Below are 15,848 nucleotides of genomic sequence, written 5' to 3'. Positions count from 1 at the left end.
CGATGGCCCCACAGGCCGAAGGCCGTGGGGGCGGGGCCCAACACCGACGCCGGTGGTGGGCCCCTGAGGGATCGGGACGGTCGGGTCAGCGACCGTGGAACAGATAGCCGGCCTTTTCCAGCGCTTTCAGCGACGTCAGCGGCTTGGGCGGGTCGAGATGGTCGGCCAGGAACTTGTAGGCGCGCAGCCGCGCCTCGCGGGCCGTCTTGTGGTCCATGCGGGCGTGCTTATGGCCGCCGGGGATATCCTCGAACACCTTGTATTCGAACTTTTTGTCCGCCGCCTTCAGCGCCTTGATCAGGTGTTCGACCTCCAGCACATTGACGTCTTCGTCATTGGTGTTGGTGTAGACCAGCAGCGGCGTCTGAAGCTTGTGGGCGTTCCACGCCGGCGAGCGGCGCTTGTATTCCTCGGTCGCGGCATAGGCGGTCTTGCCGATGTGATAATTGGCCGAATAGAGCGCCCGGTAGCCGTCGGTCTTATAACCCATGCGCGCGATCAGGTCCGACACCGGCACGTCGGCGAAGCCCACCTTGTAGGCGTCGGGATACTCGAACAGGTTCATCAGCGTGTGCAGGCCGCCATGGCTGTGGCCCATGATGCCGACCCGGTCGGGGTCGACGATGCTGTAATTCTCGACCACGAAGTCGCGGGTCGCCTTGGTGTCGGCGATCTCCTTGCCGCCATAGTCGATGCTTTCGTAGAAGCCGCGCCCATAGCCGGTGCTGCCGCGATATTCCGGCGCCGCGATCACATAGCCCTGGGCCAGCAATTCGCGCATGATGTGGCCGCCGTCGATGCGGAAATTGCTGTGCACGCCGCCATGGGGGTAGAGCAACAGCGGCAGCTTCTTCCCCGACGCCGCCGCGTCCTTGGGCACGAACACATAAGCCCAGAACACCAGGGGGTTTTCGCGCACGAAGGCGCCGGCGCCGGCTTGCTCGATCCAGTCGTCGGTGTAGTCGGCGCCCAGCGCCGGGCCGGTCAGGCGGATGCGCTCGATATGGGCGACATCGCCGAGGGTCTGGCGCATCAGCACCTCGCGGGTCAGGCGCTGGCTGGTGTCGAAGGCGTGGCGCTGGTTGGCGATCGCTTGGCCCAGATCTTCGGCCCAGGCCGGGGCGTCGCCGTCTTGGGCGGCGGCGGGGGCGACGCCGGGTACTGCCAGCGCGGCGGTCAGCGCACCGAGCGCGGCAAGGCGCGCGACGATAGGTTTAGGGCGCATGGGGGCTGTTTCCTCTCTCTTGGGGTGGCCCGGTCCCGTTGGTCGCCGGCACGTGTGGCGGGCGGCGGGACGCGTGGTTGTGATTGTCGTAGGCCAAACACTGTGCGGCGCCGGCCCCCGGCTGCGCAATAGTCTGTCGGTTGAGCCGGGCCGGCGACAAAAAACGGCCGCCGGGGGCAAGCCGGCGGCCGTTTGGGGGCTCGCGGTGAGGCGCTGGCGCGCTCAGTCGGCGGCCAGGCGGCGCAGCACATAGTGCAGGATGCCGCCATTGCGGTAATAGTCCACCTCGTCGGCGGTATCGATCCGGCACAGCATGGTGATGTCCTTGGTGCTGCCGTCGGCGTAAGCGATGCGCACGGCCACGTCCTGGCGCGGCGCGATGTCGCCGGCGATGCCGGTGATGTCGAAGGTCTCGGCGCCGGTGAGGGCGAGGCTTTCGCGGCCGTCGCCGTCCTTGAACTGCAAGGGCAGCACGCCCATGCCCACCAGGTTGGACCGGTGGATGCGCTCGTAGCTCTCGGCCAGCACCGCCTTGACGCCCAAGAGCCGGGTGCCCTTGGCGGCCCAGTCGCGGCTGGAGCCGGTGCCGTATTCCTTGCCGGCGACGATCACCAGCGGCACGCCCTGGTCGCGATAGGCCATGGCGGCGTCGTAGATCGCCATCTGCTCGCCCGAGGGCTGGTGCACGGTGACGCCGCCTTCGGTGCCCGGCGCCATTTCGTTGCGGATGCGCACATTGGCGAAGGTGCCGCGCATCATCACCTCGTGGTTGCCGCGCCGCGAGCCGTAGCTGTTGAAGTCTTTGCGCTCGACGCCATGCTCTTGCAGATAGCGCCCGGCCGGGCTGTCGGGCTTGATCGCGCCGGCGGGCGAAATGTGGTCGGTGGTGATCGAGTCGCCGAGCATGGCGAGCATGCGCGCCGCCTTGATGTCGGCGATCGGCGCGGGCTCGGCGCCCATGTCCTCGAAGAACGGCGGGTGCTGCACATAGGTGGACCGGGCGTCCCACTCATAGGTCTGGCCGTCCGACACGGCGATCTGTTGCCACACCGCGTCGCCGGTGAACACGTCGCCATAGCGCTCGTTGAACATCTCCGAGGTGATCGAGGCGGCGACGCAGTCGTGGACCTCCTGCATGCTCGGCCAGATGTCCTTGAGATAGACCGGCTCGCCGGCGTCGCTTTCGCCCAGCGGCTCTGTGATGATGTCGGCGCCCATGGTGCCGGCCAGCGCATAGGCGACCACCAGCGGCGGCGAGGCCAGATAGTTGGCGCGCACGTCGGGGCTGACCCGGCCCTCGAAATTGCGGTTGCCCGACAGCACCGAGGTGACCACCAGGTCATTGTCGTTGACCGCCGCTGAAATCGGCTCGGGCAGGGGGCCCGAATTGCCGATGCAGGTGGTGCAGCCATAGCCCACCAGGTTGAAGCCCAGGGCGTCGAGATCGTCCTGCAAGCCGGCGCGGCCCAGATAGTCGGTGACCACCTGGCTGCCCGGCGCCAGCGAGGTCTTGACCCACGGCTTGACCCGCAGGCCCTTGGCGCGGGCGTTGCGGGCGACCAGGCCGGCGGCCAGCATCACGTCGGGGTTCGAGGTGTTGGTGCACGAGGTGATCGCGGCGATCGCCACGTCGCCATGGCCCAGGTCGTAATTCTCGCCCGGGACCGGCACCCGGCGGCTTTCTTCGCCGGCCTTGTGGAAGGTTTGGGCCAGTTCGCGGCCGAACGACGCCTTGGCCTGGGACAAGGCGACCCGGTCTTGCGGGCGCTTCGGCCCGGCCAGCGACGGCTCGACCGTGCTCAGGTCCAATTCCAGCGTGTCGGAATAGACCGGATGGGGGGTATCGGCGTCGGCCCACAGCCCTTGCGCCTTGGCATAGGCTTCGACCCGCGCCACCGTGGCGGCGTCGCGGCCGGTGAAGCGCAGATAGGTCAGCGTCGCCTCGCTGACCGGGAAAAAGCCGCAGGTGGCGCCATATTCGGGCGCCATGTTGGCGATCGTCGCCTGGTCGGCCACCGACATGGCGGCCAGGGCGTCGCCGTAGAACTCCACGAACTTGCCGACCACGCCCTTCTCGCGCAGCATCTGCGTGACCGTCAGCACCAGGTCGGTGGCGGTGGTGCCTTCGCTGAGCGCGCCGGTGAGCTTGAAGCCGACCACTTCGGGGATCAGCATGGAGATCGGCTGGCCGAGCATGGCCGCCTCGGCCTCGATGCCGCCGACGCCCCAGCCGAGCACCGCCAGGCCGTTGATCATGGTGGTGTGGCTGTCGGTGCCCACCAGCGTGTCGGGAAACGCCAGGGTCTCGCCGCCCACATCCTTGGTCAGCACGGTCTGGCCCAGATATTCCAGATTGACCTGGTGGCAGATGCCGGTGCCCGGCGGCACGACGCGGAAATTGTCGAACGCCTGCTGGCCCCAGCGCAGGAACTCGTAGCGTTCCTTGTTGCGCGTCATCTCCAGGTCGACATTGTGGCGAAACGCCTGGGCGTTGCCGAACGCGTCGACCATCACCGAATGGTCGATGACCAGATCCACCTGGGCCAGGGGATTGATCTTTTCCGGGTCGCCGCCAAGCTTGGCCATGGCCGCGCGCATCGCCGCCAGGTCGACCACCGCCGGCACGCCGGTGAAGTCCTGCATCAATACCCGCGCCGGGCGATAGGCGATCTCGCGGGTCGAGCGACGGTCCTTTTGCCAGTCGGCCACCGCCTGGATGTCGTCGGCGGTCACCGTGGTGCCGTCCTCATGGCGCAGCAGGTTTTCCATCAAAACCTTGAGCGTATAGGGCAGGCGCGTGACGTCGCCGACGGTCTCGGCCGCGGCGTCGAGGGAGTAATAGGCATACTCCCGGCCGTCGGCCGCGGTCAGGCGGCGTTTGGTGTTCAGGCTATCCTTGCCGGTGCTGGCCATGGGCAGTCCTCTTGGGCTAGTACTAACCGACCCCGTGGGCAGAACGGGGGGCGAAACGGTGTCCTTGACATAATCCGGGGTCGCAAGCGGCGCAAGCGGGGGGGGCAAGCGGCGCCAGCGCCGCCGCTGGTCCGGTGGTCGGCCAAACCGCCCGCGCCGATACCCGTTTGCCCTTCCCAAGGCGTGCCGCAGACGCTAGCGTCCAGCCGCCGCGCGGCCTTGTCGTCGCCCCGGCGCCGTCGTCGTCGCAAGTCGTCGCAATGAGTGGAAGTGTCGTGCCCGATCCTGTCTTTCCAGCCCATCGCCTGGATGTCACCGATCTGGCCTGTCGCCGGGCCGGCCGGCCGGTGTTCGCCGGCCTGTCGCTGTCGCTCGGCCCCGGCCGGCCGGTGTGGCTCAAGGGCCCCAACGGCGTCGGCAAGTCGAGCCTGTTGCGCCTGCTCGCCGGGCTCGGCCGGCCGGCCGCCGGCACCATCGCGCTCGATGGCGTGGCGCTCGACGACGACCCGGAGGGCTATGCCGCAGAGGTCCACTTCATCGGCCACGCCGAGGCGCTCAAGCCGGCCTTGAGCCTTTATGACAACACCGCCTTTTTCGCCCGCCTCCAGGGCGTGGCCGAGGCGCAGGTGGCCGAGCGCGTCGACGCCGCCCTCGACACCCTGAGCCTGGGCGCGCTGCGCGATCTGCCGGCGCGCATGCTGTCGTCGGGGCAGCGGCGGCGCGCGGCGCTCGCCCGGCTGTTCCTGGCCGCCCGGCCGATCTGGCTGCTCGACGAGCCGACGGTGGGGCTCGACGCCGGTGCGCGCGCCGATCTGGCGCGGCTGATCGCCCGCCACGCCGGCCAGGGCGGTTGCGCGCTGATCGCCAGCCACGACCCGCTCGACCCGGCCATGGCGGTGGTCGAAATGGCCTCCGCCGCCAGCCTCGACCTTGGCCCGGATGGCGACGCCGACCTTGATATGTGGGAGATCGCCTGATGGGCGCGCGGGTGTTCGCCGCCACGCTGGGCCAGGACGTGCGCCTGGCGCTGGCGCAAGCCGGCGGCACGTTGATGCCGCTGATGTTCTTTCTGGTGGTGCTGGCGCTGTTTCCGCTCGGCCTCGGCAGCGATAGCGCCCTGCTGACCCGAGTCGCCCCGGCGGTCGCCTGGGTGGCGGCCTTGTTGGCGGCCTTGCTGGCGCTCGACCGGCTGTTCGGCGCCGATTTCGAGGATGGCACGCTCGACCAACTGGTCACGGCGGGCGCGCCGGTGGCCTTGGTGGCGTTGGCCAAGACCCTGGCGCACTGGCTGGTCACCGCTCTGCCGCTGGTGGTGGCGAGCCCGATCGCCGGCATCCTGTTCCAACTGGACGGCGACGCCATCGCGCGGCTGGCCTTGAGCCTGGCGCTCGGCACGCCGGCCTTGTCGGCGATCGGCACGCTGGGCGCGGCGCTTACCGTGATGGTCCGGCGCGGCGGCGTGTTGGTGCCCATTCTGGTGCTGCCGCTGTTGGTGCCGGTGCTGATCTTCGGCGTTGGGGCGGCCGCCGGTGGCGCGCAGGCCATGCAGGCGTTCTACTTCGTCGGCGCGCTCAGCATGGGCGCGCTGGTGGTTGGACCGGTGGCCACGGCGGCCGCATTGCGCCTGGCGGTCGCCTGATCGAACGGTTTAGGAGTAACGACCTGCGGCGCTCGGTCCCTGTCAAATCCGCTTGAAACCGCCCGGTGTTTCTTGAAGCGCCAGGGCGTTAGGCTTAAGAAAGAGATCATGCACTACCTCGCCAATCCCGCTCGTTTCGTCTCGTTGGCCGACCGGCTGCTGCCCTGGCTTGCCGCCGCGACGGCGTTGGCTTTCCTGGTCGGGCTGCCCTATGCCCTGTTGTTCTCGCCGCCGGATTATCAGCAAGGCGAGACGGTGCGGATCATGTATATCCACGTACCAAGCGCCTATCTGGCGACCATGGGCTATCTGGGCCTGGGCATCGCCAGCGCGGTGTGGCTGATCTGGCGCCACCCGCTGGCCGATCTGGCGGCGGTGGCTCTGGCGCCCGTCGGCGCCCTGTTCACCGGGTTGACGCTGGTCACCGGGGCGGTGTGGGGCAAGCCCACCTGGGGCACCTGGTGGGTGTGGGACGCGCGGCTGACCTCGATGCTGGTGCTGTTCTTTCTGTATCTGGGCTATATGGCGCTGCGCGAGGCGATCGAGGACCCGGACAAGGCCGGCAAGGCGGCGGCGATCCTGTCGCTGGTCGGGCTGATCAACCTGCCGATCATCAAGTTTTCGGTCGACTGGTGGAACACCCTGCACCAGCCGGCCAGCCTGCTGCGCCGCGACGGCCCGGCGATGGACCCGTCGATGCTGACGCCGTTGCTGATCATGCTCGGCGCGTTCAGCCTCTATTTCGTGACCGTGATCTTGTGGCGGATCAAGGCGGCGGTGGCGGCCAAGCGGGTCGACGGCCTGCGCCGCGCGCGCGCCCACGCCGCCCAACGAGCGAGGACGGCGGCATGAGTGAGTTTTTCGCCATGGGCGGCTATGGCGCCTATATCTGGCCCTGTTACGGGCTGACCCTGATCGGCATGGTGGCCCTGGCCGGGTGGAGCTTCGCCAAGCAGCGTCGGCTGACGCGCGAGGCCGAACGGCTGAAGGCCCTAGGCAAGGAGAGCCGGCAATGAGTCGACTGAGCGGCAACCGCGCCCACAAGCGCAAGCAGCAACGCCTGGTCATGGGCCTGGCGGGCCTGTTCGGGCTGGCCATCGCCGGCGCGCTTCTGGTCCTGGCGCTCGGCGAGGGCGCCAACCACTTCCGCACCCCCGCCGACCTGGCCGAACGCCCGATCGAGCCCGGCCGCAGCTTCCGCCTCGGCGGGCTGGTGGCCGAGGGCAGCGTCGACAAGCTGGGCGATTCGACCATCACCTTCCGGGTCACCGACGGCGCGGCCGAGCAACTGGTGCGCTTCCGCGGCATCGTCCCCGACCTGTTCCGCGAAGGCCAGGGCGTGATCGCCGAGGGCGTGCTGGACAGTGCGGGGCTGTTCGTGGCCAGCAATGTGCTCGCCAAGCATGACGAAACCTATATGCCGCCCGAGGTGGCCGAGGCGCTCAAGGAACGCGGCGAATGGCGCGAGGGCGCCGACGGCAAGCTGGTGCCGGTGAACTCGGCGGAGCCCGGCTCGTGAGCCCGGAACTCGGCCATCTGTCGCTCTGGCTGGCATTCGGCCTGGCGGCCATCGTCGCCGTCGTGCCGCTGATCGGCGCCCATCGCGGCGACGCCCGGCTGATGGCCGTGGCCGAGCCCCTGGCGGTCGGCCAGTTTCTGTTCGTCGCCCTGGCGTTCGCCGCGCTGACCCAGGCGTTCATCGTCTCGGACTTCTCGGTGCGCCTGGTGGTGGCGTCGAGCCATACCGACAAGCCGTTGCTCTACAAGATCTCCGGCGTCTGGGGGAACCATGAGGGCTCGCTGCTCCTGTGGATGGTGATCCTGACCCTGTTCGCTGCCGCCGTGGCCGCGTTCGGGCGCAATTTGCCGGTCAGTTTCCGGGCCCGGGTGTTGTCGGTGCAGTCGATGATCGCCACCGGTTTTCTGGCGTTCATCCTGTTCACCTCGAACCCGTTCGAGCGGCTGATCCCCGCGCCGCCCCAGGGCCAGGGGCTCAACCCCTTGCTTCAGGACCCGGGGCTCGCCTTCCATCCGCCCTTGCTCTATCTGGGCTATGTGGGCTTTTCGATCGCCTTTTCGTTCGCCGTCGCGGCGTTGATCGACGGCCGGATCGGGCCGACCTGGGCGCGCTGGGTACGGCCGTGGACGCTGGCCGCCTGGATGGCGCTGACCGCCGGGATCGCGCTCGGTTCCTGGTGGGCCTATTACGAACTCGGCTGGGGCGGCTGGTGGTTCTGGGACCCGGTGGAGAACGCCTCGCTGATGCCGTGGCTGGCCGGCACCGCGCTGTTGCATTCGGCGATCGTGGTCGAGAAGCGCGACGCCCTGAAAAGCTGGACCATCCTGCTGGCGATCATGACCTTTTCGCTCAGCCTGCTCGGCACCTTCCTGGTCCGCTCGGGCGTGCTGACCAGCGTCCACGCCTTCGCCACCGACCCCGCGCGTGGGGTGTTCATCCTGGCGCTCTTGGCGCTCACCGTCGGCGGCGCGCTCACCCTCTATGCCTGGCGCGCGGCGTCGCTGGAGGCCAGCGGCCTGTACCGTCCGGTGAGCCGCGAGGGGATGCTGGTGGTCAACAACCTGTTCCTGGCGGTGTCGGCGGCCACCGTGCTGCTCGGCACGCTCTATCCGCTGATCGTCGACGGGCTGTTGGGCGAAAAGATCACCGTCGCCGCGCCGTTCTTCAACACCATCACCGTGGCGCTGGCGCCTGGGTTCCTGCTCGCCATGGCGATCGGGCCGTTGATGGCGTGGAAGCGCGGCAGCCTCAAGAGCGTGGTCAAGGACCTGCGCCCGGCGATCGTCGGCACGGCGCTGTTCGCGGTGTTCACCCTGGTGGCGCTCGACGGCGAGTGGGCGCCGCTGATGGGGTTGGTGCTCGGCGTCTGGCTGGTGCTCGCCACGGCGATGGAACTGGCCAAGCGGATCAAGCTGTTCTCGACCCCGCCGTGGGTGTCGCTGCGCCGCTTGGTGGGCCTGCCCAAGCGCCAGTGGGGGCTGACGCTGGGCCATCTGGGCTTGGCGGTGACCATTCTGGGCATCGCCGGGTCGGAGGCCTTCACGGTCGAGAAGCTGGTCACGGTCAGTCGCGGCCAGAGCGTCGAGGCGGGGCCGTATACGTTCATCTTCGAGGGCGTGAACCCCGCCGCCGGCCCCAACTATACCGCGGTCGAGGGCCATTTTCGGGTCCAGCGCGGCCGGCAGACCGTGGCCCGTCTGGCGCCCGAGGAGCGCACCTATACCAGCCCGCCCAACACCACCACCGAGGCGGCGATCAAACCGCTATGGCACGGCGACCTCTATGCCGTGGTCGGTGAACCCGAACAGGGCGGCTGGTCGGCGCGGCTTTACTACAAGCCTCTGGTGTCGTGGATCTGGGCCGGGGCCGGGCTTATGGTGGTCGGCGGCGCGATTTCGCTCACCGACCGGCGGCGCCGGGTCGGCGCGCCGACCCGCGCCAAGGCGGACCGCGCCGATGCGAGCGCCGGTCCCAAGTCGGTGGCGGCGCCGGCCGAATAGGTCGTATCTGGTAGTCCTGTCTCCGGGCCGCCCGACCGGCCCGGAGCTGTTGAACGAGAGCTTTGTCCCATGTCCTGGCGTGCCCTTTTACCGATTGCCGTGTTCATCGCGCTGACGGTGCTGCTCTACGGCGCCTTGAGCCGCAACCCGCGCGAGCTCAACTCGGCGCTGATCGACAAACCGGCGCCCACCTTCGACCTGCCGGCCCTGTATGAGGGCGGACCGGGCCTGTCGAGCGACGATCTCCGGGCCGGGCGTCCTGCGATCGTCAATGTGTTCGCCTCGTGGTGTACGCCCTGCCGCGCCGAACATCCTCAACTCATGACGCTGTCGGACCGCCTTGACCTGCCGGTTTATGGTATCAACTACAAGGACACCCAGGCCGCCGGTCAGCGGTTTCTCGACGACCTCGGCAACCCCTATGACGCCGTGGGCGTCGATGCCGACGGGCGGCTAGGCATCGACCTCGGCGTCTATGGTGTGCCCGAGACCTATGTGGTCGACGGCCAAGGGGTGATCCGGTTCAAGCATGCCGGGCCGTTGACGCCGCGGCTGATCGAGACCGAGTTGATGCCCGCGCTCGAAGCGGCCGGCAGGGTGGCCGGTCCGCAGGGCGAGGCCCCGGCCGGCGGCCAGGGTGACGGCCAGGGTGGCAATTGAGCGCGGCGACCGGAGGCTTTCCGTCCGTTGAGGCGGTTGGAGGGAGAAACGGCGATGACCTGGCTGGCCGCGGCATTGCGGACCCTGCGCGGCAATTGGGTCGAACTGGCGGTGATCATCGCGGTGACCATGTTCATCCCGTCGTTCGTGCCGCTTTGGGTGTTTGCGATCCTCTTGAGCTTGTTGGCGGTGGCGTTGGTCGCCCAAATCGTTCGGCAGTACCGACAAACCCGCCAGAATAGGGAAAATCAATCGTGATCCGGCTGTTCGTTCCGTTCGCTTCGCTCTCCGCGCTTGTGGTCGTCTTGGCCCTGGTCCTGACGCCGCCGGCGTCGGCGGTCGCCGTCGATCCCAACGGGCGGCTCAAGGACCCGCAGAAAGAGGCTCTGGCCCGCGACATCATGGCCGACATTCGCTGCCTGGTCTGTCAGAACCAGTCGATCGAGGACTCCAATGCCGATCTGGCGCGCGACCTGCGCCAGGTGGTGCGCGAGCGCGTGGCCGCGGGCGATAACCCCGATCAGGTCAAGCGCTATCTGGTGGACCGCTACGGCGATTGGGTGTTGATGCGCCCGCCGGTGGACCGGCGCACCTATCTGCTTTGGGGCGGGCCGGCGATCCTGTTGTTCCTCGGCGGCGCTCTGGCCTTGGCCAACAGCCGGCGCAAACGCGCCGTCGCCGGGCGTTTGAGCGCCGAAGAGGAAGCGCGCGTCCAATCCCTGCTGGATGAAGTGAACAACCCATGAGTTTTGCAATTGCGGGCCTGGTGTTGCTGGCCCTGTTGGCGACCCTGTGGTGGCGGTTGGGCCGCGCCAAGGCCGAGACCGACGAGACCCGGCGCCAGGCGTTGATGGTCTATAAGAGCCAGTTGGCCGACCTGGACCGAGACGTGGCCGAGGGCCGCCTGGCCCGCGAGGATGCCGACGCCGCGGCGGTGGAGATCAAGCGCCGGGCGCTGGCCGCCGACCGCCAGCGCGACGACCGGCGCGCCGGGGGCCAGGTGCCGCGGGCGGCGGTGCTGGCGCTGGCGCTGGTTGGGGTGGCCATCGGCGCCGTGGGCTATGCTCTGGTGGGCGACCCCAATGCCGACCGGGTGGCCCGGGCCGAGCGCAGTGCCGCCGAACGCGCCCGGGCGCCGAGCCCCGACCAGGCCGAAGCGGCCGAGGAAATGGCCGGCCTGGTCGATCAATTGGAACGGGTCCTGAAGGACGACCCCGACCGCGCCGACGGCTGGGCCATGCTGGCACGCTATAGCGGCCGCATGGGCCAATGGTCGCGCTCGGCCGATGCCTATGAGCGCGCGGCCCGGCTCGACCCGGACAAGGGCGACTATTGGGTCGGCTATGGCGAGGCCTTGGTGCAGATCTCGGAAGGCCAGGTGACGCCGGCGGCGCGGCTGGCCTTCAACCGCGCCGCCCAGGTGGACCCGGGGCATCCGGCGGTGGCCTATTACACCGGCGTGGCGCTGGCCCAGCGCGGCGATGCGGAAGCGGCGATCGAAATCTGGCAGGATGCGCTCGACCGGCTGCCCCAAGAGGCCGAACGCGCGCGGGTGCCGTTCCAGGTTGCCATGGCCCAGGCGCGCGCCGACTTGCAGATGCGGTCCTGGCGCCGCGAGCCGCCGGCGTCGGGCGCCGGCGCGCCCCGGGCAGACGCCGCCGAGCCGGGCGCGGCCCAGGCCGGCACGCCGTCAGCCGGCGCAGCCCAAGCCGACGCAGCCCAAGCGGGCGGTGCAGGGGGCCAGGGGGCGCCCGCGGGCATGCCCCAGCCGAGCCAGGAGGCCATGGCGGCGGCGTCGGAGATGACCCCGGCCGAGCGCGAGGCGTTCATCGCCAGCATGGTCGACCGGCTGGCGGCGCGTCTCGCCGACAATCCCGACGACCGCGATGGTTGGCTGCGGCTTGCCCGGGCGCGACGGGTGCAGGGCGACAGTGCCGCCGCCGCCGAGGCGCTGCGCCGGGCCCTCGACCTGACCGACGACGCCGCCCAGGCCGCCCAAATCCGCCAACAGTTGGAAACGCTGGAAACCAGCGGCCCGACCGAGTAAACTTCACCGGCTTCGCGGGCCCCGGTCCGGCGAGTGGCCCGCGTTCGCCCCGTTAACCGGCTCAAGGGCTGGTCTGCGGACGAACCTGTGGGCGCGCGCGGGTCGGTGCCTACCGGGGATCGTTGGTGCCCGGGATCGATGGCGCCTGGGGGCTGCGGTTCAGGTGGCTAGACCGGGTTGAGCCTGACCGGGTGAGACGGGACCGGGTGAGACTGGGCCGGCCAAGGCTTGGACCGGCAATAAAATGGGCCGCCTGGTCGCCGGGCGCTTTGGATTACGGCAGAGGGGTAGGGAATGCCGTCGATCAATCCCAATAGCAATCTTCTCTCGGCGCTGGGTACGCTGTTCGGCGGCCCGTCGCAGCGCACCGGACAAGTGCCGGGCCAGTCGCCGGGCCAGCCCGACGATGGCGCCGCCAAGGCGCGCGGCGACACCCAGGACCCGCGCCGTCAGGCGATGATCGACGAGTTCAGGGCCCGTCAGGCACAGCGCCGGTCGTCCGCCAACCCGCTGTCCAGCAATGCCGAACTGCGCGCCGCCAGCGACCGGGTCCGGGCGCTCGGCGGTGACATGGCCGGCGTGGGCGGGCGCGCCCTGGCCCTGGGCGCCGGCGGCATCATGGCCCGCCAGCCGCTGGGCCAGGTGGTCGATATCTTCGTTTAACGAACGGGCCCGGTGAGGCGGGGCGGTCGCTGGGGCGGGAAACCGCTGGACGGCGCAGCCGCGCTCGGGGCATGGTTTGACCATGGCAGAAGACATCAACGCTGCGCCGCCGTTTCGCCGGCGTGTCCCCGAGGGTGATGACCGGGAACGCCTCGTCTGCGATAGCTGCGGCTTCATCCATTATGAAAACCCGAAGATCGTCGTGGGCTCGGTGGCCCGCTGGGGCGACCGGCTGCTGTTGTGCCGGCGCGCCATCGAGCCGCGTCGCGGCTATTGGACGATCCCGGCGGGCTATATGGAGCTGGCCGAGACGTCCGAGGAAGGCGCCCGGCGCGAGGCCTGGGAGGAGGCGCGCGCCGACTTGGCGCTCGACGGGCTCCTGGCGGTCTATAACATCGCCCGGATCAGTCAGGTGCAACTGATCTATCTGGCCCGGCTGACCAGCGACGCGGTCGCCGCCGGGCCCGAGAGCGCCGAGGTGGCGTTGGTCGGCTGGGACGATATCCCGTGGGACGAGTTGGCGTTTCCGTCGGTGGTCTGGGCGCTGCGGGACTATCGTCGGCTGCTCGATCGACCCGGCGGGCTGACCGGCGACTTTGCGCCGTTCGGTAATCCGCCCGGCGACCGCGGCGACCGCCGCCCAGCGGGGCTTTAGCCCATGGCCAGCGGATGGCGGGTGCGGGCCGGGGCGCGGGCGCCGTGGCGGCCGGCAATGTTGGGGCTGGCGGGGCTGGTGCCGATCGCGGTGCTGGCGGGGTTTGCGTGGCCGGCGGCGGCACAGACCGTAGCCCCGGGCGAGATCGAAGGACGCTGCACCGAAAAGGTCCAGTTCGAACTCGGCGAACGCGGGCGCCTGCGCCGGGCCAAAGAGCCTGAACGGGTGATCATGGAGGGCGGCGCGCGACTTTTTCGTTGCGATCAAATGCTGGAGGCGCCGCGCGTCGTCGGCTATCTGCGCGACGGTCAAACGCTCTACCGCGCCGACATGCCCGGCCGTGCGCGCCTCGTGCGCGGCGACCAAGTGGCCGAGGCCGGCTGGGCTGTTGTGGATTTCGATCAGGATCTGGCGACCCTCGGCGGCGGGGTGACGCTCGACACCGCTGCCGTGACGCTCCGGTGCGACCGGGTCGAGGCCGACCTGACCGCCCGACGGCTCTATTGTCAGGGGGTGACCGGACCGATGCGCGCCCGCCTGCGCCCCAGCCGCGAGGCGGGCGCGCCGGCGCCGGGGCAGGGCGGTTGAGGGCCTCCCGGGCCGCACCGCACCCGCCCGGTTGGTCCCTGTCCGGTCGGTCGCTGGTCGCGAAGTCGTTGGGTCATTAATCGCCGCCGGGGGCGTCGTCCTCGGCGCGGTCGAGGTTCCGGTTCATCACCCGCACCTGATAGAGCGCCATGGCGAAGGTCAGCGGGATATTGCCCCAGACCTTGAAGGCGACCCAGAATTCTTCCGAGAAATTGCGCCAGATCGTTTCGTTGAGCAGCGCCAAAAACAGGAAAAAGGCGGCCCAGTTGCGGCTGAGTTCGCGCCAGCCCCGGTGAGTGATCGGCGGGAAGGCCGACTGGAACAGCGGTTTGAGCACCGGCCGGTCGACCATCAAACTGCCGATGATGGTCAGCGCGAAGATCGAATTGACGATCGTCGGCTTCATCTTGATGAACGTGTCGTCGTGCAGGATCAGCGTCAGCCCGCCCATGACGATGACCACCCCGCTCGACACCCACAGCATGGGCGCGATCTTCCCCTCGATCCGCCACGAGGCGATCATGGCGGCGGTGGTGGCGATCATGAACAGCCCGGTGGCCGGGAAGATCGGGTCGGCAACGCCGAAACGCGGCGCCAGGAAATAGGTGCCGAAGAAAACGATCAGCGGCCCCATCTCGATGGTGAGCTTGAGGGTCGCGTTGTGCCGGGGGCTGGTGTCTGCGGTCATACCCGTTAGTACTGCCTGATATCGTGTTTGGATGAGAGGACCCCCACCATGGCAGACGATGCGCCCGCTTTCACCATCCATTCGGTGGAGACCGTGCTGGACGACTGGTACCGGGTCGACGCCGCGCGGGTCAGCTTCCGCACCGCGGCGGGCGATTGGGCCGGGCCGCAGCGGGTGCTGTGCCTGGAGCGCGGCGAATCCATCGCGGCCCTGGTCCACGACCCGGCGCGCGACCTGTTCGTGTTCGTGCGCCAGTTCCGCTATCCGAGCCTGCGCCACAGCGACGGTTGGCTGGTCGAACTGGTCGCCGGCGGCATCGACGGCGACGAAACGCCCGAAGCCGCGACCGCGCGCGAGATGGTCGAAGAGGTCGGGCTGGCGCCGCGCGCGCTCAAGCCCTTGGGCGAGTTTTTCGTCTCGCCCGGCGGCACCTCGGAATACGCCTATCTCTACTATGCCGAGGTGGACACGTCCCAGCGCTTGGGCACCGGCGGCGGCAACGACCATGAGGGCGAGCATATCGAGGTGCTGACCTGGACCCGCGACCAGGTGCGCGCGGCCCTCGCCCAAGGGGTGTTCAAGGAGGCGCGGCTGCTGTTGGCCGTACAATGGGCGCTCGCCGGCGGCTGCTAGGCCGCGCAAAGGCGGCGGCGGTGCTCCCTTGACGGGTATTGATTTTGTATTTCGCGTTCCATTACATTGGAATAAATGTAACGGAGGCTCTAATGCGAAACAAATTTGTCGATAAAAAGTATAAAATTTTCTTTATCATCAAGAGTCACTTGATTTCTATACTAATTAGTTCCTGCCTGACTTTTGCAGCATCCTCGGTTGGGTTGGCCTTTCATGTCGTACAAAAGAGCGCTGAATTAGCTCAACCGACGGCTCAAATTGCAAAATTGAAGGCTGCAAATAAAATCATTGAACAAAAATATAAAAAGAAAATTGCAAAAGAAAAAATTAAATCAAAAATCAAGTTGGTTATGTCTGCTATGCCTTTCATTGGAATTGGGACAGTAGGGTATTTCGAGTACCACGATTATCAGGACTGGAAGGCGCTGAATCCAGAATCCGATCCATCTGACTATGTCGATCATGTGCAGCAGCAATTTATATTATTCGAGGAAGATTTGAAAAATGAGTTACCTGAAAAGGCTAGGTCCTGTTGACGAAGTGGATTCCCAAGGCGGTCGAAGCGTGATTCAAGACTGGCTTTTGGGAGGCGGTCTTGGTTCGCGGGTTGATGACGGA

The 15,848-nt window shown here is 68.1% G+C and carries 18 protein-coding genes; 15 read left to right on the top strand and 3 right to left on the bottom strand.

Annotation, left to right across the window (positions count from 1 at the left end):
* Window positions 1-85: 85 nt before the first annotated feature.
* Both EV659_RS11380 and acnA read right to left on the bottom strand, forming a co-directional pair.
* Complete coding sequence (locus EV659_RS11380; protein ID WP_132709015.1) at window positions 86-1,225, bottom strand: alpha/beta hydrolase family protein; 1,140 nt, start codon at window positions 1,223-1,225, stop codon at window positions 86-88.
* Between the two features lie 222 nt (window positions 1,226-1,447).
* Entirely contained in the window at window positions 1,448-4,138 is a 2,691-nt protein-coding gene (gene acnA / locus EV659_RS11375) for an aconitate hydratase AcnA (RefSeq protein ID WP_132709014.1), read from the bottom strand.
* Window positions 4,139-4,413: 275 nt separating this feature from the next.
* On the opposite strand from acnA, the gene ccmA reads away from it, so the two are divergent.
* The 13 genes from ccmA (at window position 4,414) to EV659_RS11310 (ending at window position 13,909) form a co-directional block, all read left to right on the top strand.
* Window positions 4,414-5,115 (top strand): heme ABC exporter ATP-binding protein CcmA, encoded by a 702-nt coding sequence (ccmA, locus tag EV659_RS11370; protein ID WP_200287695.1) that lies wholly within the window; start codon window positions 4,414-4,416, stop codon window positions 5,113-5,115.
* Complete coding sequence (gene ccmB / locus EV659_RS11365) at window positions 5,115-5,777, top strand: heme exporter protein CcmB (protein WP_132709012.1); 663 nt, start codon at window positions 5,115-5,117, stop codon at window positions 5,775-5,777. The genes ccmA and ccmB overlap by 1 nt, the downstream gene beginning before the upstream one ends.
* A 108-nt stretch (window positions 5,778-5,885) precedes the next feature.
* The gene (locus tag EV659_RS11360) at window positions 5,886-6,629 is read left to right on the top strand and encodes a heme ABC transporter permease (RefSeq protein ID WP_132709011.1); all 744 of its coding nucleotides are present in this window, start codon (window positions 5,886-5,888) and stop codon (window positions 6,627-6,629) included.
* Complete coding sequence (ccmD, locus tag EV659_RS11355; protein WP_132709010.1) at window positions 6,626-6,793, top strand: heme exporter protein CcmD; 168 nt, start codon at window positions 6,626-6,628, stop codon at window positions 6,791-6,793. Before EV659_RS11360 ends, ccmD begins: the two co-directional genes overlap by 4 nt.
* A complete protein-coding gene (gene ccmE / locus EV659_RS11350; protein WP_132709009.1) occupies window positions 6,790-7,296 on the top strand; it encodes a cytochrome c maturation protein CcmE in 507 nt (168 codons plus the stop codon). Before ccmD ends, ccmE begins: the two co-directional genes overlap by 4 nt.
* The gene (locus tag EV659_RS11345) at window positions 7,293-9,296 is read left to right on the top strand and encodes a heme lyase CcmF/NrfE family subunit (protein WP_132709008.1); all 2,004 of its coding nucleotides are present in this window, start codon (window positions 7,293-7,295) and stop codon (window positions 9,294-9,296) included. Before ccmE ends, EV659_RS11345 begins: the two co-directional genes overlap by 4 nt.
* 69 nt (window positions 9,297-9,365) lie before the next feature.
* Complete coding sequence (locus tag EV659_RS11340) at window positions 9,366-9,956, top strand: DsbE family thiol:disulfide interchange protein (RefSeq protein ID WP_132709007.1); 591 nt, start codon at window positions 9,366-9,368, stop codon at window positions 9,954-9,956.
* Between the two features lie 54 nt (window positions 9,957-10,010).
* Window positions 10,011-10,214 (top strand): hypothetical protein, encoded by a 204-nt coding sequence (locus tag EV659_RS11335; protein WP_132709006.1) that lies wholly within the window; start codon window positions 10,011-10,013, stop codon window positions 10,212-10,214.
* A complete protein-coding gene (locus EV659_RS11330; protein ID WP_243641593.1) occupies window positions 10,211-10,702 on the top strand; it encodes a cytochrome c-type biogenesis protein in 492 nt (163 codons plus the stop codon). The genes EV659_RS11335 and EV659_RS11330 overlap by 4 nt, the downstream gene beginning before the upstream one ends.
* The gene (gene ccmI / locus EV659_RS11325) at window positions 10,699-12,003 is read left to right on the top strand and encodes a c-type cytochrome biogenesis protein CcmI (RefSeq protein ID WP_132709005.1); all 1,305 of its coding nucleotides are present in this window, start codon (window positions 10,699-10,701) and stop codon (window positions 12,001-12,003) included. Before EV659_RS11330 ends, ccmI begins: the two co-directional genes overlap by 4 nt.
* 294 nt (window positions 12,004-12,297) lie before the next feature.
* The gene (locus tag EV659_RS11320) at window positions 12,298-12,666 is read left to right on the top strand and encodes a hypothetical protein (protein WP_132709004.1); all 369 of its coding nucleotides are present in this window, start codon (window positions 12,298-12,300) and stop codon (window positions 12,664-12,666) included.
* A gap of 82 nt (window positions 12,667-12,748) precedes the next feature.
* Window positions 12,749-13,321, top strand: a complete 573-nt coding sequence (locus EV659_RS11315; protein WP_132709003.1) for an NUDIX hydrolase — start codon at window positions 12,749-12,751, stop codon at window positions 13,319-13,321.
* A gap of 3 nt (window positions 13,322-13,324) precedes the next feature.
* Complete coding sequence (locus EV659_RS11310) at window positions 13,325-13,909, top strand: hypothetical protein (protein WP_132709002.1); 585 nt, start codon at window positions 13,325-13,327, stop codon at window positions 13,907-13,909.
* Window positions 13,910-13,985: 76 nt separating this feature from the next.
* On the opposite strand, the gene EV659_RS11305 is transcribed toward EV659_RS11310, so the two are convergent.
* Window positions 13,986-14,597: a septation protein A gene (locus tag EV659_RS11305; RefSeq protein ID WP_132709001.1), complete on the bottom strand. Its 612-nt coding sequence runs from the start codon at window positions 14,595-14,597 to the stop codon at window positions 13,986-13,988.
* Window positions 14,598-14,645: 48 nt separating this feature from the next.
* On the opposite strand from EV659_RS11305, the gene EV659_RS11300 reads away from it, so the two are divergent.
* Together EV659_RS11300 and EV659_RS11295 are read left to right on the top strand one after the other, a co-directional pair.
* Window positions 14,646-15,230 carry an NUDIX domain-containing protein gene (locus EV659_RS11300; RefSeq protein ID WP_132709000.1) on the top strand — a complete coding sequence of 195 codons (585 nt, stop codon included), beginning with the start codon at window positions 14,646-14,648 and terminating at the stop codon, window positions 15,228-15,230.
* Window positions 15,231-15,322: 92 nt separating this feature from the next.
* Window positions 15,323-15,766 carry a hypothetical protein gene (locus EV659_RS11295; RefSeq protein ID WP_132708999.1) on the top strand — a complete coding sequence of 148 codons (444 nt, stop codon included), beginning with the start codon at window positions 15,323-15,325 and terminating at the stop codon, window positions 15,764-15,766.
* The last annotated feature ends 82 nt before the right edge of the window (window positions 15,767-15,848 follow it).

Origin of the sequence: Rhodothalassium salexigens DSM 2132 (assembly GCF_004341375.1) — a bacterium.
Taxonomy (GTDB): Bacteria; Pseudomonadota; Alphaproteobacteria; order Sphingomonadales; family Rhodothalassiaceae; genus Rhodothalassium; species Rhodothalassium salexigens.
This window is presented reverse-complemented; position numbering and strand designations above follow the sequence as displayed.